Consider the following 18,784-nt stretch of genomic DNA (forward strand, 5'->3'; position numbering starts at 1 on the left):
TTTTTCATACGGTTACATGCAGGCGCACATCGACGTTGCCACGGGTGGCGTTGGAGTACGGGCAGACTTGGTGAGCCGCATCGACCAGGCTTTGCGCGTCATCCTGGGCCAGGCCTGGCAGGCTGATGTGCAGGTCGATGTCCAAGCCGAAACCGCCGGGGATCTGGCCGATGCCTACGTGGGCAGTGATCGAGACGTCGTCCGGGATTTTGCGTTTGGTCTGGCTGGCAACGAATTTCAGCGCGCCGATAAAGCAGGCCGAGTAGCCAGCAGCGAACAGTTGTTCCGGGTTAGTGGCTTGGCCACCGGCGCCGCCCAGCTCTTTAGGCGTGGAGAGCTTAACGTCGAGAATGTTATCGCTGGAAACAGCGCGACCATCACGTCCGCCGGTGGCGGTGGCTACTGCGGTGTAGAGAGTTTGCATGGTGTCGTCCTCGGTCTAGTGTTTCGCAAAATATTTGCGCGCTAATTAGTTTGTGGGGCAAATGTATCGCGCTAATGTTTAGTGCGCAAGATAATTTTTGAAATGTTTTCCGGAGAGTGCTGCAAGTCAATGCGTGAGGGTGGCTAAACGGCGCCTTGCAGGTTACTGCGCAACGCAATCAGATCAGCTTGCAGCTTGCGCAACTGCTCCAATTCCAAACCGCTGGCCCCGAGGATGCACTGCGGAATACCCATTGCCTTGTCCTGCAAGGCACGTCCCGCGGCAGTCAATTCCACCACCACCACCCGTTCATCTTCGCGGCTGCGGGTGCGGCTGAGAAGGCCTTCGGCCTCCAGGCGCTTGAGCAGTGGCGTCAGTGAGCCAGGGTCCGTCAGCAGGCGGCTGCTGATTTCGCCGACAGTCAAACCGTCCTCTTCCCACAGCACCATCATGGCTAAGTACTGCGGGTACGTCAGGCCGAGAGCTTGCAGCAGAGGCTTGTAGACCTTGGTCATAAGCAATGAAGTGGAGTGCAAGGCGAAACACAGCTGGTTATTCAGCATCAGGGATTCGCACGGATCAGGGTTTTTGCTCATGGCGGTGCCTTAAAAACGTATATGGGCTGAAATCTAGCGGGCAAATCTTTAATGCGCCAGATAATTCGGTCCAGGCGCTCAGACCAGGCCGCTCTGTAGCGCCAGATCCCATGGCGGCACTGGACTGAAACGGGATTTGAGGTACTCCAGCAGCAAGCGGCTGCGCGCGTTGGCCTGCTGTTCCAGTCGCAGCGCATAGATTCCGGTGGTTTCCGGGCTGGGTAGGCCATCTTCGCAAAACAGCGGCAGCAACTCGCCGCGCACCAGGTATTCGCTGGCCAGCCAAGTGGGCAGGTGGGCGATGCCCAACCCGGCCAACGCGCCTGAGAGCAGCGCTTCGGCATTGTTGGCGCTCATTCGGATGCGCCGCGGGCGATAGGTTGCGCGGCGCCCGTCCAACTCGAAGCGCCACGCGAACATCGGCGCCAGGCCATCCCAGTCCAAGCCGTCATGGTCACTCAACTCTCGCGGATGTGTCGGCGTGCCGCGGCTTTTGAGGTAGGCGGGACTGGCGCAGGCGATGCGCACGATGCTGGCCAAGGGCGTGGCGATCAACCGGGTGTCGACGATATGCCCGGCCCGCAGTACCAGATCGACCTTGCCCAAGTGCGCACCCTGCATATCCACAAAACTGTCGATCAGATGCAGGTGCACGTCCAGGCCGGGGTAGACCTTCAGAAAGTCCGCAATCACCGGTGCCAGATGCCGTCGACCAAACGCCGCGGGCGCATCCACGCGGATCAAGCCTTCGGGCGCATGGCTCAGGGACACCGCTTCGGCGCGCGCCAGTTGCAATTCGCTGACAATCCGCCGCGCCCGCTCGGCAAACGCCAGGCCAGCGGGCGTCGGCACTACCGCATGAGTGCTGCGTTGGAACAAGCGGCTACCCACTGAGCTTTCCAGGCTGTCGATGCGCCGCGCCACCGCGGAGGGCGTCAGTGGGTGGCGGCGTGCAGCTGCGGAAAAGCTGCCGGTTTCGAGCACATCTAGAAACAGGCTCAACTGATCAGTGAGGGTATTGGGGTTCATGGCTGAGTGCTTGTGCAAAATTGGCACAGCCATTGTGCGTTGCTGTGCGTTTCCGCGCCAGGGCCGACTGCGTAGCATGCAGAGCCTGGGATTGTGGAGTAATGAGCGGTGTGGGATTTAGCGATGTACCTGGTGCTGGGCGCTGCCTTGGGCACGGTGGGCGGGTTGTTTGGCATTGGCGGTGGGCTGATTGCGATCCCGGTGCTCGGCGTATTGTTTGGCCTGGATCAACAAATTGCTCAGGGCACCGCGCTGGTGATGGTCGTGCCAAATGTGATGCTCGCCCTGTGGCGTTACCACCAGCGCAACCGAATTGAACTGCGTCACGCGCTGCCGCTTGGGATTATGGGTTTCAGCTTTGCCTGGCTGGGCTCGATCTGGGCGGTAGGCCTTGATGCCGGCGCGATGCGGATTGGCTTTATTGCCTTTCTGGTGGCGTTGTCGGGCTACAACCTGCTGCGCATGTTCACCCGCAACGCGCCGCCGACCGCGCAAATGCGTTATTCCTGGCCCTGGCTCGGGGTGCTGGGCGCCGTATCCGGCTCCATGGGCGGCCTGTTTGGTGTCGGCGGCGCGGTGGTCGCCACTCCGGTGCTGACCAGTGTGTTCGGCACCACCCAAGTCGTCGCTCAAGGCTTGTCCCTGGCCTTGGCCTTGCCCAGCACGGGCGTGACCCTCGTCACCTACGCCTGGCACCACGAAGTGGACTGGATGATCGGCATACCCCTGGCGGTCGGTGGCCTGCTGAGTATCAGTTGGGGCGTGAAAGTTGCCCACGCATTACCCGAGCGCCTGTTGCGTGGCCTGTTCTGCGGTTTCCTGGTGGTGTGTGCCGTGATGCTGACCTTTAAAGTCTGAAGCCTTCCAGGATGTACTCGGCCAGGCACTCGGTGATTGGCGAGGTGATTTGCGGATTGCGCAGCAAGTGCAGATTCATCGAGGGCAGCGGTGGGAAACCCTCGTCGCTGCCGAGTACGCGCAAGTCTTCAGTCACCAGGCTTTCCATGCAGATCATCGCGGCCAGGCCAGCACTCACCACCGCCTGGATCGCCGCCACGTTGGTGCTGTGGTACGCCAGGCGATAGTCTCGGCCGGAAGCATCCAGAGCGGCGCGGGTCCACTGTGTATACAAGCAGTCGGCGCCGGAGACTGCCAGGGGCACGGCATCGTGGTCTTCCACGCAAAAGCAGGGCGCTGCTGCCCAGACCATCCGTTCAGTGCGTAACAGTTCGCCGATTTCTTTGCCAGGTTCGCGGCTGATTACCGTCAGTGCCAGGTCGCGTCGCTGCATCAGCACCGTTGACGACTCGCAATGCAGTTCGATTTGGATCAGCGGGTACGCTTTGGAAAATTGCTTGAGGATTCCTGGAAGGAAGCGCATTACGTAGTCATCCGGCGTGCCGATCCGCACCAGCCCCACCATATGCGGCTCGCGCAGGGTGTTGAACACCTCGCTATGCAGTTTCAGGATTCGCCGCGCATAACCCAACAGTACTTGGCCTTCGGGCGTCAGGCGCACCTGCCTGCCGTCGCGCTCGAACAGTTTGCGCTGCAACACGTCTTCTTCGAGGCGCTTCATCTGCATGCTCACCGCCGATTGAGTGCGGTTGACCAGTTCGCCAGCGCGGGTAAAACCGCCTTGGTCGGCGATGGCGACGAAGGTGCGCAGCACTTCAGTGTCGATGCTTGGGTAGCTGGACATTGATCAATCCCAGAGATGTATTGCATAAGAAACATTCGTTGGATTGATCATAGTGCCACGCACACACTGACGTCATCCCCAAGGGAGGGCGAGAAGATGAAAGGTCAGAGTGGTTTTGCGTTGATGGCGAAGTGGCCGTTTGCCGGGTTGTTTCAAACCGTAGCCCGTTGGCAAGCATTGCACGAAGAGCGCCGAATGCTGGCGAGCATGAGCGATGAAGCGCTCAAGGACATCGGCCTTAGCCGCGCTGATGTGGAGCAGGAGAGCCATCTGCACTTCTGGGAAGACCCGCTGCGAAAATGACTCCGGATGCAGTAGGGTAGGTCGCGCGCCTTCAAGGAGATTCCCATGCCCGCCGACCAGTCTTTTTCCCTCAAGCAAGCTAGACGCATGGCGCTGGCGGCCCAAGGTTTTTCCGGGCGCCAGCCGCCTGCAGAGATCAAGTCCGCGCACCTCAATCGACTGATCGAACGCCTCGGTGTATTGCAGATTGATTCGGTCAACGCTGTGGTGCGTTCCCATTACCTTCCGCTGTTTTCCCGTCTGGGTCGCTATTCTCCTTTACTGCTTGAGCAGGCCGCTTGGAGCCAGGGCCGGCGGCGTTCGCTCTTCGAATATTGGGGGCATGAAGCCTCGCTGTTGCCCATGGCGATGTACCCCTTGATGGGTTGGCGCATGGCGCGGGCGCAGCAGGGGCAAGGCATTTATTCGCAGATGGCGCGTTTCGGAAGGGAGCAGCAGTCCATCATTCAGCGTGTGCTGAAGACCGTCGAACAGCAAGGCGCCCTCGGTGCCGGTAGCCTGTCCACCCGCGAAGAGCGCGCAGGTCCCTGGTGGGACTGGAGTAATGAAAAGCACGCGCTTGAATGGTTGTTCGCCGCCGGCCTGGTGACCGTTGCCGGTCGTCGTGGTTTCGAGCGCCTTTACGACTTGCCCGAGCGCGTTATCCCTGGCGATATCCTTAAGCAAGCCCCGTTGACTGAAGCCGAGGCCCAGCGCGGCTTGTTATTGCACAGCGCCACCGCCTTGGGGGTGGGCACCGAAAAAGACCTGCGTGATTACTTCCGCCTCGATCCCGCCGACAGTCGCAAGCGTCTGGCCGAATTGGTCGAAGAGGGGCTATTGCTGGTGTGCCAGGTGCAAGGCTGGAAGCAACCGGCTTACTGCCTGCCAGAACCGAAAGTGCCGCGCAAAGTATCGGTGAGTGCGCTGCTGTCGCCGTTCGATTCACTGATTTGGGAGCGCAGCCGCACAGAGCGCCTGTTCGATTTCCGTTACCGGCTTGAGATCTACACCCCGCAAGACAAACGGGTGTATGGCTATTACGTGCTGCCGTTTATGCACAACGAACGTATTGCCGCGCGGGTGGACCTGCGAGCGGAGCGCGCCAACGGGCGTTTGGCGGTGCATGCGGTGCACGAGGAAGAGCTGGGGTTGGATGATGAAGGGATGCTTGCGCTTGCGCTGAACCTGCGGCAGATGGCCGATTGGTTGGGGCTGGAACAGGTACAGCTCAATTGCCAGCGCCCGAGCGCCGCTCGGTTGCGGCTTGCGATGCTCAATGGCGGCGCTGGTTTCTAGGGCGCCATCGGGAGCAAGCGCCCTCCCACACTTGGAATACGTTTCCCTGTGGGAGGGGGCTTGCTCCCGATGGCCTCAATTCTGCCAACTAAAATTTCAGCGTTTGACTTGCTTCAGCGTTTCGGCAATCAGGAACGCCAACTCCAGCGACTGATCGGCATTCATCCTAGGGTCGCAATGGGTGTGGTAGCGGTCCGACAAGCCATCTTCGGTGATCGGGCGCGCGCCGCCGATGCACTCTGTGACGTTCTGCCCGGTCATCTCGATATGAATCCCGCCGGCATAGCTGCCCTCGGCCTGGTGCACCTGGAAGAACTCCTTCACTTCGCCGAGGATCTGCGCAAAGTCGCGGGTCTTGTAGCCGCTGCTGGCCTTGATGGTGTTCCCGTGCATCGGGTCCGAGCTCCACAGTACCTGCTTGCCCTCGCGCTGCACGGCGCGGATCAGGTTGGGTAGATGGTCGCCGACCTTGCCTGCGCCCATGCGCGCGATCAGGTTCAGGCGGCCCGGATCGTTGTTCGGATTGAGGATGTCGATCAGGCGGATAAGATCCTCCGGGTTCATGCTCGGGCCGACCTTGACGCCGATCGGGTTGTTCACCCCGCGCAGGAATTCGACGTGAGCGCCATCCAACTGACGTGTGCGGTCGCCGATCCACAGCATGTGGGCCGAGCAGTCGTAATAGTCATTGGTCAGACTGTCGCGACGCACGAAGGCTTGTTCGTAGTTGAGCAGCAGCGCTTCATGGGCGGTGAAAAAACTCGTTTCGCGCAACTGCGGCGAGCTGTCCATGCCGCAGGCGCGCATAAAGGCCAGGGTCTCGTCGATGCGGTTTGCCAGTTGGCTGTACTTCTCTGCCAGGGCGGAGTTGGCGATAAAGTCCAGGTTCCACTGGTGCACCTGATGCAGGTCGGCGAAACCGCCCTGGGCGAAGGCGCGCAGCAGGTTGAGGGTAGCGGTGGATTGGTGATACGACTGCAGCAGGCGGTCCGGATCGGGTACACGGCTTTTTTCGTCGAAGCCGATGCCGTTGACGATATCGCCACGGTAGGCGGGCAGGGTGATGCCGTCGATGGTCTCATCGTTGGCCGAACGCGGCTTGGCGAACTGGCCGGCCATGCGCCCGACTTTCACCACTGGGCAGCCGGCGGCGAAGGTCATCACAATCGCCATCTGCAACAACACCTTGAAGGTGTCGCGGATTTTCGCGGCGGAAAACTCGACGAAACTCTCGGCGCAGTCGCCGCCTTGTAACAGGAAGGCGCGACCCTGGGTCACTTCGGCAAACTGGCGGCGCAACTCGCGGGCTTCCCCGGCAAACACCAGCGGCGGGTAGCTGGCCAGACTCTGCTCCACCCGCAACAGGTGTGCAGCGTCCGGGTACTGGGGTTGTTGCTGGATCGGCAGGGCGCGCCAGCTGTCGGGGCTCCAGGGTTGGCTCATCATGAACTCGATTGGCTGATTGACGGTCGGGCGCCAATGTTATCAGCAATTAGTGCGTGACCTGCTGCTGCCGGTTGGCCGACAATCGCGCCTTTGCCGTACAGCAAACCCGTTAGGAGTAGTGATGACAGAGGAGCGTGTCGAGCGCCTGCTCGCCGAAGTTCATGATGACTTCGGCATGATCCGTGTGCTCGAAGTGGCCGATTACCGGTTTCTCGAATTCGGCGACGCCATTGAGCAAAGCTGCGTGTTCACTGCAGATCCGAGCTGGCTGGAGTACGACTACACCCGCGCGATGCTGATCGGCGCGTTGTGCCATGAACAGCCGGAGAGCGCCTTGTTCCTCGGTCTGGGCGCCGGTACGTTGACCCAGGCGTGCCTCAAGTTCCTCCCGCTGGAAGACGTCGAAGCCATCGAGCTGCGCCCCGATGTGCCGCGCCTGGCCATTGAGTACCTGGGGCTGGACGATGATCCGCGCCTGTACATCCGCATCGGCGACGCCCTGGAGTTGCTGGAGACCGCTGAATCGGCGGACTTGATTTTCGTCGACCTCTATACCGATGTCGGCCCCGGCGTTGGGCACCTGGCGTGGACCTTCCTGGAAAACTGCCAGAAGAAACTCAACCCCGGCGGCTGGCTGGTGATCAATCAGTGGGCGACTGACGACGGCAAACCGCTGGGCGCGGCGTTGTTGCGTGGGTTGTATCACCGGCACTACTGGGAACTGCCGGTGAAGGAGGGCAATGTGATTTTGCTGGTACCTTCGGAGCTGGATCAGGAGCTGGATCTTGACGCCCTTTCTACTCGGGCTGAGTTGTTGGCGCCGCGTCTGGGGTATTCGTTGCAGCCCTTGATCAAGGCGATTCGGCCGGCTACGTAGTCGCCTGTACCGACGCCATCGGGGGCGAGTCGAATCGTCGCACCGCACGTCCCACACTTGGAACTCATTTCAAATGTGGGAGGGAGCTTGCCCCGATGGCGTCGGTATAGGCGACTCAAATGCCCTTGAATACCCCCGGCCGCTTCTCGACCATCGCGCGCAGGCCTTCCTTGGCATCCTCGCTGTTCAGCAATTTATCCACCATCGGCGGCAGCGCGGCGGCCGCAACGGTTTCGCCTTCCACACGTGCCAGGCGGGCCGACATCAAGGTGGCCTGGACGCCAAGCGGCGCCTGGCGCGCGATGCGACTGGCCAGTTCGATGGCGCGGGGCAGCAGGTCTTCACTGGCCATGACTTCCTGCACCAAACCCAGGCGCAGGGCTTCATGGGCGTCGAACTCGTCGCCGGTCAGCAGCCAGCGCATGGCGTTGCCCCAGCCTGCGATCTGATGAAAGCGCAATGTCGCACCGCCAAACGGAAAGATCCCACGCTGTACTTCCATCTGCGCAAAGCGGGTATTGCTCGCACACAGGTTGATATCCGCCGCGAGCATCAACTCGATACCAATGGTGAGGCAGTAGCCCTGGGCGGCGACGATCACCGGTTTACTGACCCTGGGGCCTGCGAAAACGCCCCAGGGATCACAGCCTCCCAGCGGCGGTTGCCAGCCGCCCGCCATTACCCCGCTGACATTGGCCAGGTCCAGGCCGGCGGTGAAGTGGTCGCCATGGGCAAATACTACGGCCACTCGTGCGTCATCGTTTCGATCAAATTCGCCATAAGCCAAGCTCAGCTCATTGAGCAAATCCAGGTCGAAGGCGTTGCGCTTGGCCACCCGGTTCAGGCCCAACAGCAGGACATGGCTCTGGAGTTCACGGCTGACGCGGCTGCTGCTGGCGTGATTCATTGGGTGTGCCCTCGGGTGGAGAGAAGGGTTTCAGACCAAAGGTCTTGGTCTAAGGGTGAATCGTTTAAGCCTTATGACCAACAGGGCCGGGCCTTTGAAAAATAGACCCTGGCAGGGTTATCTGCAAAGACTGTGACGCACCACGGTTTATCGGTGCTTTGCGATAAAAAAAGCTCCCTTTTTCAAGTATTTCCGGTATAGTGCGCGCCGGCCTTTAACCGGGCCGCGTTTAGGTAGCGCAATTCCCCGAAGTCAGCTTCGGCTGCATGTCCGCACAGCGGACTCTTCCTTAACGAATCTTTTTCATTCATTCGTTTTCGCAAATCCCCGCCGACAAAGCAGCCAGGGCGACTCTTGAGTCTCAACACGGCATGCGCAGCTTTGGAGCATGGGTCTTTGCGGATGCACTTAGAGGCAGACCCATGACCCAGGAAACCGGCGGCTTCGCCGCTTTTAATCTTAACCCGAACATTCTTGCTGCCGTCATTGCGACCGGCTACGAAGAACCTTCGGCGATTCAGCAGCAATCGATCCCGATCATCATGGCCGGCCAAGACATGATTGGCCAGGCGCAAACCGGTACCGGTAAAACCGCCGCGTTCGCCCTGCCTATCCTGCACTGCATCGATCCTGCCAAGCGCGAGCCGCAAGCCCTGATCCTGGCGCCAACCCGTGAGTTGGCGCTGCAAGTAGCAACCGCTTTTGAAACCTACGCCAAGCAAATGCCGGGCGTTACCGTTGTTGCCGTTTACGGCGGCGCGCCGATGGGCCCGCAACTGAAAGCCATCCGTAATGGCGCTCAGATCGTCGTGGCTACCCCAGGCCGTCTGTGCGACCACCTGCGTCGCGACGAAAAAGTACTGTCGACCGTGAACCACCTGGTTCTCGACGAAGCTGACGAAATGTTGAAGCTGGGCTTCATGGATGACCTGGAAGTCATCTTCAAGGCACTGCCACCGACCCGTCAGACCGTACTGTTCTCGGCCACCCTGCCACAGTCGATCCGTGCCATTGCCGAGCGCCATCTGCGCGATCCGCAACACGTGAAGATCCAGACCAAGACTCAGACCGTTACCGCGATCGAACAGGCTCACCTGTTGGTTCACGCTGACCAGAAGACCTCGGCTGTATTGAGCCTGCTGGAAGTCGAAGACTTCGACGCCTTGATCATGTTCGTGCGCACCAAGCAAGCGACCCTGGACTTGGCCAGTGCCCTGGAAGCCAAAGGCTATAAAGCCGCTGCGCTGAACGGTGACATTGCCCAGAACCAACGTGAGCGCGTGATCGACTCCCTCAAGGATGGCCGTCTGGACATCGTTGTTGCGACCGACGTAGCGGCTCGTGGTCTCGACGTTCCGCGTATCACCCACGTGTTCAACGTTGACATGCCTTACGATCCAGAATCCTACGTTCACCGTATCGGCCGTACAGGCCGTGCCGGTCGCGAAGGTCGTGCACTGCTGCTGGTGACTCCACGTGAGCGCCGCATGCTGCAAGTGATCGAGCGCGTAACCGGTCAGAAAGTTGCCGAAGTCCGCCTGCCGGATGCCCAGGCCGTTCTCGATGCCCGCATCAAGAAACTGACCAACAGCCTGTCGCCTCTGGTGGCTGACGCTGAATCGACTCACGGCGACCTGCTGGACCGCCTGACCGCCGATATCGGTTGCACTCCACGTGCCCTGGCTGCTGCCCTGCTGCGCAAGGCTACAAACGGTCAGGCCCTGACCCTGGCAGCTATCGAGAAAGAGCGCCCACTGGTACCGAACAACGCGCCACGCGGTGATCGTCCAGAGCGTACCGGCGACCGTCCAGACCGTGGTGATCGTGAGCGTCGTGCTCCGGTTCCATTGGCTGAAGGTCGTGCTCGTTGCCGTACCGCGCTGGGCGCGCGTGATGGTATCGCTGCCAAGAACCTGCTGGGCGCTATCCTGAATGAGGGTGGCCTGGCACGTGAAGCAATCGGCCGTATCCAGGTCCGTGACAGTTTCTCCCTGGTGGAGCTGCCGGAAGACGGTCTGGAGAAGCTGCTGACCAAGCTGAAAGACACTCGCGTTGCCGGTAAGCAGTTGAAGCTGCGTCGCTACCGCGAAGATTGATCCGCCCTTGGGCTGATTGATCACACATAAAAAATCCCCGACTGGTTCGGGGATTTTTTTTGCCTCGCCGTTTTAACAATAAAGAGTTAGCCGAAGCGGTAAATGTCCATGCCCAAGGCGCCCATGGTGAAGCCTTGGTGCGCGATGCTGAAGTCCCCCCCAGCCCCACGCGCAAAGTACAGCGGTAACAGATGTTCATCGCTTGGGTGGCTGCGCACGGCGTGGGGCGCTTGGCGCCGATAGTCGTGCAACGCGGCTTCATCGTTGGCAGCGAGCTTATCCACCACCCAATCCCGGAAGCCCCGCGCCCAAGGTTCGATGCTTTCAGGCCCTGCGTGCCAGTCCAGTTCGCCCAGATTATGCGTGATGCTGCCGGAACCGATCAGCAGTACGCCTTCCTCGCGCAAACTGGTCAATGCATGCCCGACTCGCGTCTGCAGGGCAGGGCCCATGCGGCTGGGCAAGGATACCTGCACGACTGGGATATCCGCCGCGGGGTACATCAGCGACAGAGGCACCCAGGTGCCATGGTCGAAGGGGCGCTGGTCGTCGATGCGTGCATTCAGTCCGTCGGCGCGCAGCAGCCCGACAATCTCTCCCGCCAACTGTGGGTTGCCCGGTGCGGGGTATTGCACGGCAAACAGCTCGCGGGGGAAGCCGCCGAAGTCGTGCCAGGTTTCGGGTGCGGCGCTGCCGCTGACCAGTAAATCGTGGCTTTCCCAATGTGCCGATACCACCACTATCGCCTTAGGGCGCGGCATTTCGGCAGCCAGGCGTTGCAAAGCCGGTCCGCTGGCGCCGGGTTGAAGGGCAAGCATGGGCGAACCGTGGGAGATAAACAGGCTGGGGAACATAAGAAGAGTCCTGAGCGTTAACATGTAGCCATCTTCAATCAGATCATTGATCTAAATCTAATATAAGTTTTAGCGCGTTTTGATCGAATTATCGGAGGTGATTCCATGGAGCCCAAGTTTTGGCAGGAGCGCTGGGCGAGAAACCAGCTCGGCTTTCATTTGCCTGAGGTTAATCCTTATTTGCAACGGCATTGGCCTTCGTTGGCGCTCGCGGAGGGCGCCAAGGTACTGGTGCCGCTGTGTGGCAAAAGCCTGGACCTGATGTGGCTGGCCACCCAGGGTCATCGGGTACTCGGCGTTGAGCTATCAGAACAGGCGGTTGAAGCCTTCTTCAGCGAGCAGAGCCTGACGCCGCGAATCACTCAGCGCGGTGTGTTCACGGTGTATCAGGCTGATTTGATCGAAGTGTGGTGCGGCGATTTCTTCGCTCTCGACGCTGAGGTTCTGGCTGATTGCACTGCGGTCTATGACCGTGCCGCTCTGATCGCCTTGCCGCCGTTGATGCGTTCGCAATACACCGAGCAGTTGAACAACATGGTACGTCCAGGCTGCCAGGGTTTGCTGATCACCCTCGACTACGACCAGACGCAAAAGGCAGGCCCACCGTTTGCGGTGACGGATGAAGAGGTAAAGGTGCTGTTGGGAGCACACTGGAGCCTGCAGGTGATCGAGAAGCAAGACATTCTGGGTGAGAGCTGGAAGTTCGTGCAGGACGGCGTCACGGGCTTGGACGAGCGGGTCTACAGAGTCGCGCGGGCATAAAACTGTGCCCACAAAAAAAGGGGCGATCAGATCGCCCCTTTTTTGCATTACCAGGTATCAGCCCCGACGACGAAGCGCGTCAATACGCTCTTCCAGTGGTGGGTGGCTCATGAACATACGAGCCAAACCCTGTTTGATGCCGCCGTTGATGCCAAAGGCGGTCAGGCTGTCAGGCATGTGCACTGGCAGGCCCTGTTCGGAACGCAAGCGTTGCAGCGCGCTGATCATTGCATTGGTGCCTGCAAGGCGCGCGCCGGCTTCGTCTGCGCGGAACTCTCGTTTGCGCGAGAACCACATCACGATCGCACTGGCCAGGAAGCCCAGCACCACTTCGGCAAAGATGGTCGCCACGAAGTAGGCGATACCGCGACCGCCTTCGTTCTTGAAGATTACTTTGTCCACAAAGTTACCGATAATCCGCGCAAAGAACATCACGAAGGTGTTGACCACACCCTGTACCAGCGCAAGGGTAATCATGTCGCCGTTGGCTACGTGACCAATTTCGTGCGCGAGTACTGCCTTTACTTCATCGGGTGAGAAGCGTTCGAGCAAGCCCTGACTGACGGCCACGAGCGCGTCGTTCTTGTTCCAGCCCGTCGCAAAGGCATTGGCCTCATAAGCAGGGAAAATCCCGACTTCGGGCATTTTGATACCTGCTTCTTGAGACAACTGCTCCACGGTTTGCATCAGCCATTGTTCATGGCGAGTGCGTGGTTGGGTGATGACTTGGGTGCTGGTGCTCATCTTCGCCATCCACTTGGAGATGAACAGCGAGAACAGCGAGCCTGCAAAACCAAAGACCGCACAGAAAATCAGCAGCTGATTGAGGTTCAGATCAACCCCGTTGGCCGCCATGAACCCGTTGAAGCCGAAAAGGCTCAGGGTGATGCTGGCAATCAGCACGACCGCCAGGTTAGTGGCCAAGAACAGCAGGATGCGCATCATGGTTGTAGAGTTCTCCTCATGCTTAATATGTCGCGTACTGCGGGGTATATAAGGTGCGGCATGGGGTGATTCAACCGAGCGACTATTTCAAACTGTGTCCTACAGCCTGAATGTAGAGCTTTGAAGGGATTTTCCGACTAGGAATGTCACCAGAGATGCCCCACTTTTTGCCTCACAACCCTGCAATTATAGGGGGCACGTGGCTTGAGAGAGGCAAGTGCCATACAGAAAAAGGGCGAGATCGGAGAAGTGTTGCCAGATAATCGCTGTACGACCGAATGTCGGTCGTACAGCGCCATGCTACTACTGGCGATAGGTCTTGAGGAAATTGCCAATACGGCCAATCGCCATGTCCAAGTCATCTACGCGCGGCAAGGTCACCACGCGGAAGTGATCCGGCCACGGCCAGTTGAACGCGGTGCCCTGAACCACCAACAGCTTTTCCGACAGCAACAAGTCGAGCACGAACTTTTCGTCGTTGAGGATCGGGCATACCTTCGGGTCTATCCGTGGAAAAGCGTACAGCGCACCCATGGGTTTCACGCAGCTCACACCGGGGATCGCATTGAGCAGCTCCCACGTGCGGTTGCGTTGTTCCAGCAGGCGGCCCTGGGGCAGTACCAGGTCATTGATGCTCTGGTAGCCGCCCAGAGCGGTCTGGATCGCATGCTGGCTCGGTACGTTGGCACACAGGCGCATGTTGGCCAGCATGTCGATGCCTTCGATGTAGCTCTGGGCGTTGTGCTTGGGACCGGAGATGGCGATCCAGCCGGAGCGGAAACCCGCCACGCGGTAGGACTTGGACAGGCCGTTGAAGGTCAGGCACAACAGGTCCGGTGCCAGGGAGGCGGTGCATACGTGCACGGCGTCGTCGTAGAGGATCTTGTCGTAGATCTCGTCGGAGAACACCACCAGGTTGTGCTGGCGTGCCAGTTCCAGCATGCCCAGCAGCACTTCCTTGGAATACACCGCGCCGGTGGGGTTGTTCGGGTTGATGATCACCAGTGCCTTTGTGTTCGGAGTGATCTTAGCCTTGATGTCAGCCAGGTCCGGGAACCAGTCGGCGCCTTCGTCGCACAGGTAGTGCACCGGGTGGCCGCCGGCCAGTGTCACGGCAGCGGTCCACAGTGGATAGTCCGGTGCCGGTACCAGCACTTCGTCGCCATTGTTCAGCAGGGCCTGCATGGACATCACGATCAGTTCGGACACGCCATTGCCCAGGTAGATGTCTTCAATGCCGACGCCTTCCACCTGCTTCTGCTGGTAGTACTGCATCACCGCTTTACGCGCGCTGAACAGGCCTTTGGAGTCGCTGTAGCCCTGAGCGGTAGGCAGGTTGCGGATAACGTCCTGGAGGATTTCGTCCGGTGCTTCGAAACCAAAAGGCGCCGGATTGCCAATGTTCAGCTTGAGGATGCGATGACCTTCCTCTTCCAGGCGTTTGGCGTGCTTGAGCACTGGGCCGCGAATGTCGTAGCAGACGTTGGCGAGCTTGTTCGATTTGCTGACCTGCATGGCGATGTGATCCTGAAAATGAACGATCCAGACGGTGTGTGCACTACCGTACTGCGAATCCTGCGAGGCCCGCACCCATAAATACGTTTGAATGCCGATAGCGCGGGTGCCAGACTGGCGTTTTGAAGAGGCGCAATCATACGTGCCGCCTGATCCATGGAAAAGACACAGATCAGGCTTTTTCAGTTGCCGAGGTGTACCGATGGAAAAGTTGCAGAAAACCGTTGAAGAGTGGAAGGCCATGCTCGATCCGGAGCAGTACAACGTGTGCCGGCTCAAAGGCACCGAACGGCCTTTCAGCGGCAAGTACAACGGCACCAAGACCGACGGCGTTTACCACTGCATCTGCTGCAATGAGCCGCTGTTCGATTCCACCACCAAATTCGACTCCGGCTGCGGCTGGCCCAGCTTTTACGCGCCGATTGCCGACAGCGCGATGATCGAGATTCGTGATGTCAGCCACGGCATGATCCGTACCGAGGTAACCTGCGCAAAGTGTGACGCGCACCTGGGCCATGTGTTCCCGGATGGGCCGCCGCCGACCGGCCTGCGTTATTGCATCAATTCGGTGTGCCTGGACCTGGTCCCGCGTTAAGCCTGCGTGGTGAGGGAGCATCCTCCCTCACCACGTGCGCCCATAACGGATCATCAGTTTGATCAATTCAATTGCACACAATTGAATTGCCTACTATGTTTCTACTTCTTTCCGCTTTTATCGAGGCACTGCCATGAGCAACGACCTGCTGAGCATCCCTTGCACCACCATCAAGGGTGAGCAAAAGACCTTGGCCGATTTCGCCGGCAAGGCCGTGCTGGTGGTCAACACTGCCAGCAAATGCGGCTTCACCCCTCAGTACAAGGGGCTGGAACAGCTCTGGCAGCAGTACAAAGACCAGGGCCTGGTGGTGCTGGGCTTTCCCTGCAATCAGTTCGGCAAGCAGGAGCCCGGTGACGAAGGCGCTATCTCAACGTTCTGTGAGCTGAATTTCGGTGTCAGCTTTCCGTTGTTCAAGAAGATCGACGTCAATGGCAGCGATGCCCATCCACTGTTCGTGCAATTGAAAAAACAGGCGCCGGGCCTGTTGGGGTCCAAGGGCATCAAGTGGAACTTCACCAAGTTCCTCATCGGCCGTGACGGCCAGGTGGTCAAGCGCTTCGGCCCTACCACCAAGCCAAAAGACCTTACCCAAGAGATCGAAGCCCTGCTCAAATGACCGACTTGCCCGCGGTGTCCCTGGCACTGGATAACCAGCTGTGTTTCAAACTCTACGCCGCCTCACGGGCCGTGACCCGCGCTTATAAGCCGATGCTCGACCAGTTGGGCCTGACTTATCCGCAATACCTGGCGATGCTGGTGTTATGGGAATGGCACGACGCAGCCCCTGAGCAGCCGACAGTCAAAGCTCTGGGCGAACGCCTGATGCTCGACTCGGGCACGCTGACACCCTTGCTCAAACGGCTGGAGCAGATTTCACTGGTGCGGCGCCGGCGCAGTGCCCAGGATGAACGGGAGGTGCATCTGAGCTTGAGTGACACCGGCGTGGAACTGCGTGATCAGGCCCTCGCTCTGAAGACTCGGCTGTTGTGCGACAGTGGGGTTGATCTGAATCAGGCCGACACCTTGCGCGATGGCCTGGATCAGTTATTGGCGCAGATCAGAGCGCTGTCGTCCGAGGCACCCACAGGTCCAGCAGCGCATTGAGCTCTTCGCGGCGGAACGGTTTAGCCAGATAGTCATTCATCCCCGCCGCACGGCAGCGCTCTCGTTCTTCGGGCATGGCGTTGGCAGTCAGCGCGACAATCGGCAGGTCTGGCCAGCGCCCGCTGCGGCGAATCTGCCGGCTGGCCTCGTAGCCATCCATCACCGGCATGTTGCAGTCCATCAGCACCATATCGAAGCGTTGTTCTTCAAGAAACTTTAGTGCTTCACCACCGTGGGCGGCCACTATCACTTCGCAGCCCAGCTTGCTGAGCATGCCCTTGGCCACCAGTTGGTTTACCGGATTGTCCTCCACCAGGAGTATGCAGCCGCGATGCGCGAGTGGGGCGGCATCCAGTTGGATGGGGTCAAGAACCAGGTGCATGTCGGTGCGTAAATTGCGCTGAAGAATCTGGTACAGCGCGTTGCGGCTCAAGGGGCGTGCTTGCTGGTGCAAAGGCGCCAACGCCGCGACCTCTTCGCTGGGCATGAAATTGCCATAGGCCGTCACCAGCAGGATGGGCGCGGTAATGCCCGGTCGTATACGGAACAGACATTCAGGGCAGTCGGTAATCAGCAAGTCAGGCGTTTGCCCGCTCAAGTCGTCATCCATGGTGAAACATTGGGGGGTAAGGCCCCAACTGGGCAGCAGGGTCGTGAGCAACTCGGTCAGGCCACCGCCGATGTTGGTGATGGCAACGACCTTGCCTGTGAGAGGCGGTGGCTGCACGGCGGGCAAGTGGGTAGGTAATGGCAGTTGCGCACAGAACTGGCTGCCAAAGCCTACCTCTGAACTGATACTCAACCGTCCCTTCATGGCTTCACACAGATTGTGAGTCAACGCCAGACCCAGCCCTGTCCCGCCAAACTGACGAGTGATCCCGGCGCCGGCCTGGGTGAACGGCTGGAATATTTTCACTTGCGCTTCCTGCGCAATGCCGATGCCGGTATCGCAGACCTCAATGCTCACGCCGCCGTCGTAAGTGCGCAGGCGCACATCAACTCGACCGAATCGCGTGAACTTCAGAGCGTTGGACAGTAAGTTGCTGACGATCTGACGTACACGGGTCGGGTCACCTAGCACTTGGGCCGGGAACTGCGGGTCGATCAAACACGTCAGTTCCACGCTCGGTGCGGCATTCTGCGACAAGAGGTTGGCGGTATCTTCAATCAGTGCACCAAGGTCGAACGGGATGCGCTCCAGCTCCAACTGACCAGCGTCGAATTTGGACAGGTCGAGAATGTCGTTGAGCAACTCCACCAGCACTTTGCCGGAGTCATGGGCGATAGACAGTTGCTGGCGCTGCTCAGCATTCAACGCGCTGTCCAGCGACAGCGCGATCATGCCTAGCAGGCCGTTGAGCGGGGTGCGGATTTCGTGGCTCATGTTCGCCAGGAAGGCTGCCCGAGCCTGAGCCATGCCTATTGCATTCATCTTCGCCGTTTCGAGCTCATCGTTGGACTGGGTCAGTCGCTGGTTGCTAGCCTTGAGTTCAAGTGTGCGGGCGGAGACGATATCTTCCAGTTGCCCCAGGTATTCCGTCAGTCGGTCTTCGGCGTGGCGGCGCTGCTGGATTTCGGTTTCCATATTTTCAAATTGCTGGTTGGCGACGTTCACCAGTACGCCGATTTCGTCATTTTCATGCCCGGGCGGACAGTCCAGGTGGGCCTGCTTGCGAGTGCTCAACTCACGAATGATGCGCACCAGCGGCTGGGTCAGCATCACGTAGAAAAGACCCAGCAAAATCCCGGTCAGTAATAGGCTGCGTACGAATCCGTTGAGCAGGGTGATCTCGGCGCGGTGTAGGAACCGGCTGCCGAAGGCGTAGGTGTCTACATCCAGACGCAGTACACCCAGTGGGTCGTTGGGCATATGGCTCAGGAACAGTTGGTCTTCGAACTGGCGGTTGGCGCCAAACATGAAGTCACTGATAGGCCGGTAGGTGCTTTCTCTACGAGGCCGGTCGACATCGGCGAGCACCACGCCATTGTTGTCGATCAACTGCGCACGAATGATGGCAGGGGAGTGCAACAGTCCGAGGGTCAGTTCCTGGGCCAATTCAGCATCAATGTTGTAAGCAATACGTGATGCTGGGTTATGGCTGATTTCGATCAGTGAGCGTATTTCACGGTTGATGGATGCGTCTTCGCTGGCATAATCAATGCCGATTTGGATCAGGCTGAGCAAGGTTCCCAAGACGAAACCGACCAGCACAGTCAATCTGGCTTGTTTATAAGACAAGCGGTGGGCGAACTTGATATCCATCGAGTGTTGAACCACTTCACGTTTCCCTTCGCCCGGCAAGCATAGCTGAACATCCACAGGCTGAGGCTTGCCCGGCATGAACCGT

Annotated in this window: 19 protein-coding genes; 9 read left to right on the plus strand and 10 right to left on the minus strand. The window is 59.3% G+C overall.

Translation table 11 applies throughout. The features are described 5' to 3' along the window. Positions 1–4: 4 nt before the first annotated feature. The 3 genes from BW43_RS08410 to BW43_RS08400 form a co-directional block, all read right to left on the minus strand. Positions 5–424, minus strand: a complete 420-nt coding sequence (locus BW43_RS08410; RefSeq protein WP_032889018.1) for an organic hydroperoxide resistance protein — start codon at positions 422–424, stop codon at positions 5–7. A gap of 143 nt (positions 425–567) precedes the next feature. After that, positions 568–1,020 carry a MarR family winged helix-turn-helix transcriptional regulator gene (locus tag BW43_RS08405; RefSeq protein ID WP_032889020.1) on the minus strand — a complete coding sequence of 151 codons (453 nt, stop codon included), beginning with the start codon at positions 1,018–1,020 and terminating at the stop codon, positions 568–570. Between the two features lie 78 nt (positions 1,021–1,098). Further along, on the minus strand, positions 1,099–2,049 hold the full coding sequence (locus BW43_RS08400; RefSeq protein ID WP_032889023.1) for a LysR family transcriptional regulator: 951 nt from the start codon (positions 2,047–2,049) through the stop codon (positions 1,099–1,101). Between the two features lie 108 nt (positions 2,050–2,157). Here BW43_RS08400 and BW43_RS08395 point away from each other — a divergent pair, with 108 nt between their 5' ends. Beyond that, positions 2,158–2,907, plus strand: coding sequence for a sulfite exporter TauE/SafE family protein (locus tag BW43_RS08395; protein WP_032889026.1), 750 nt, complete (start codon positions 2,158–2,160; stop codon positions 2,905–2,907). On the opposite strand, the gene BW43_RS08390 is transcribed toward BW43_RS08395, so the two are convergent. Then, a complete protein-coding gene (locus tag BW43_RS08390; protein ID WP_032889029.1) occupies positions 2,897–3,751 on the minus strand; it encodes a LysR family transcriptional regulator in 855 nt (284 codons plus the stop codon). The genes BW43_RS08395 and BW43_RS08390 overlap by 11 nt on opposite strands. A 96-nt stretch (positions 3,752–3,847) precedes the next feature. Between BW43_RS08390 and BW43_RS08385 the strand changes: the two genes are divergently transcribed. Then, positions 3,848–4,054: a DUF1127 domain-containing protein gene (locus tag BW43_RS08385; protein WP_032889032.1), complete on the plus strand. Its 207-nt coding sequence runs from the start codon at positions 3,848–3,850 to the stop codon at positions 4,052–4,054. A 45-nt stretch (positions 4,055–4,099) separates the two neighbouring features. Beyond that, positions 4,100–5,332, plus strand: a complete 1,233-nt coding sequence (locus BW43_RS08380) for a winged helix-turn-helix domain-containing protein (RefSeq protein WP_032889034.1) — start codon at positions 4,100–4,102, stop codon at positions 5,330–5,332. Between the two features lie 96 nt (positions 5,333–5,428). Here BW43_RS08380 and BW43_RS08375 read toward each other — a convergent pair whose 3' ends face one another. After that, on the minus strand, positions 5,429–6,775 hold the full coding sequence (locus BW43_RS08375) for a class II 3-deoxy-7-phosphoheptulonate synthase (protein ID WP_032889037.1): 1,347 nt from the start codon (positions 6,773–6,775) through the stop codon (positions 5,429–5,431). A 124-nt stretch (positions 6,776–6,899) separates the two neighbouring features. Here BW43_RS08375 and BW43_RS08370 point away from each other — a divergent pair, with 124 nt between their 5' ends. Next, positions 6,900–7,655 (plus strand): spermidine synthase, encoded by a 756-nt coding sequence (locus tag BW43_RS08370; RefSeq protein WP_032889040.1) that lies wholly within the window; start codon positions 6,900–6,902, stop codon positions 7,653–7,655. A gap of 115 nt (positions 7,656–7,770) precedes the next feature. On the opposite strand, the gene BW43_RS08365 is transcribed toward BW43_RS08370, so the two are convergent. Further along, on the minus strand, positions 7,771–8,562 hold the full coding sequence (locus tag BW43_RS08365; protein WP_032889043.1) for a crotonase/enoyl-CoA hydratase family protein: 792 nt from the start codon (positions 8,560–8,562) through the stop codon (positions 7,771–7,773). Between the two features lie 422 nt (positions 8,563–8,984). Between BW43_RS08365 and BW43_RS08360 the strand changes: the two genes are divergently transcribed. Beyond that, entirely contained in the window at positions 8,985–10,658 is a 1,674-nt protein-coding gene (locus BW43_RS08360) for a DEAD/DEAH box helicase (RefSeq protein WP_027606997.1), read from the plus strand. An 86-nt stretch (positions 10,659–10,744) separates the two neighbouring features. Here the strand turns inward: BW43_RS08360 and BW43_RS08355 are convergent, their stop codons facing one another. Further along, positions 10,745–11,512, minus strand: coding sequence for a class III extradiol ring-cleavage dioxygenase (locus BW43_RS08355; protein ID WP_032889047.1), 768 nt, complete (start codon positions 11,510–11,512; stop codon positions 10,745–10,747). 105 nt (positions 11,513–11,617) lie between these two features. Between BW43_RS08355 and BW43_RS08350 the strand changes: the two genes are divergently transcribed. Beyond that, positions 11,618–12,274 carry a thiopurine S-methyltransferase gene (locus BW43_RS08350; protein WP_032889050.1) on the plus strand — a complete coding sequence of 219 codons (657 nt, stop codon included), beginning with the start codon at positions 11,618–11,620 and terminating at the stop codon, positions 12,272–12,274. Positions 12,275–12,331: 57 nt separating this feature from the next. On the opposite strand, the gene htpX is transcribed toward BW43_RS08350, so the two are convergent. Together htpX and BW43_RS08340 are read right to left on the minus strand one after the other, a co-directional pair. Continuing rightward, entirely contained in the window at positions 12,332–13,219 is an 888-nt protein-coding gene (gene htpX, locus BW43_RS08345) for a protease HtpX (protein ID WP_032889053.1), read from the minus strand. A gap of 303 nt (positions 13,220–13,522) precedes the next feature. After that, the gene (locus BW43_RS08340) at positions 13,523–14,734 is read right to left on the minus strand and encodes a pyridoxal phosphate-dependent aminotransferase (protein ID WP_032889055.1); all 1,212 of its coding nucleotides are present in this window, start codon (positions 14,732–14,734) and stop codon (positions 13,523–13,525) included. Positions 14,735–14,936: 202 nt separating this feature from the next. Between BW43_RS08340 and msrB the strand changes: the two genes are divergently transcribed. The 3 genes from msrB to BW43_RS08325 all read left to right on the plus strand — a co-directional run bounded on the left by msrB (position 14,937) and on the right by BW43_RS08325 (position 16,436). Then, the gene (gene msrB, locus BW43_RS08335; RefSeq protein WP_032889057.1) at positions 14,937–15,329 is read left to right on the plus strand and encodes a peptide-methionine (R)-S-oxide reductase MsrB; all 393 of its coding nucleotides are present in this window, start codon (positions 14,937–14,939) and stop codon (positions 15,327–15,329) included. 133 nt (positions 15,330–15,462) lie between these two features. Next, positions 15,463–15,948, plus strand: coding sequence for a glutathione peroxidase (locus tag BW43_RS08330; RefSeq protein WP_032889060.1), 486 nt, complete (start codon positions 15,463–15,465; stop codon positions 15,946–15,948). Continuing rightward, a complete protein-coding gene (locus tag BW43_RS08325; RefSeq protein ID WP_032889061.1) occupies positions 15,945–16,436 on the plus strand; it encodes a MarR family winged helix-turn-helix transcriptional regulator in 492 nt (163 codons plus the stop codon). The genes BW43_RS08330 and BW43_RS08325 overlap by 4 nt, the downstream gene beginning before the upstream one ends. Here BW43_RS08325 and BW43_RS08320 read toward each other — a convergent pair. Next, positions 16,390–18,699 carry a response regulator gene (locus tag BW43_RS08320; RefSeq protein WP_032889297.1) on the minus strand — a complete coding sequence of 770 codons (2,310 nt, stop codon included), beginning with the start codon at positions 18,697–18,699 and terminating at the stop codon, positions 16,390–16,392. The two genes, BW43_RS08325 and BW43_RS08320, sit on opposite strands and share 47 nt — an antisense overlap. Positions 18,700–18,784: the final 85 nt, after the last annotated feature.

It is taken from the genome of Pseudomonas sp. RIT357 (assembly GCF_000632245.1).
Lineage (GTDB): Bacteria > Pseudomonadota > Gammaproteobacteria > Pseudomonadales > Pseudomonadaceae > Aquipseudomonas > Aquipseudomonas sivasensis.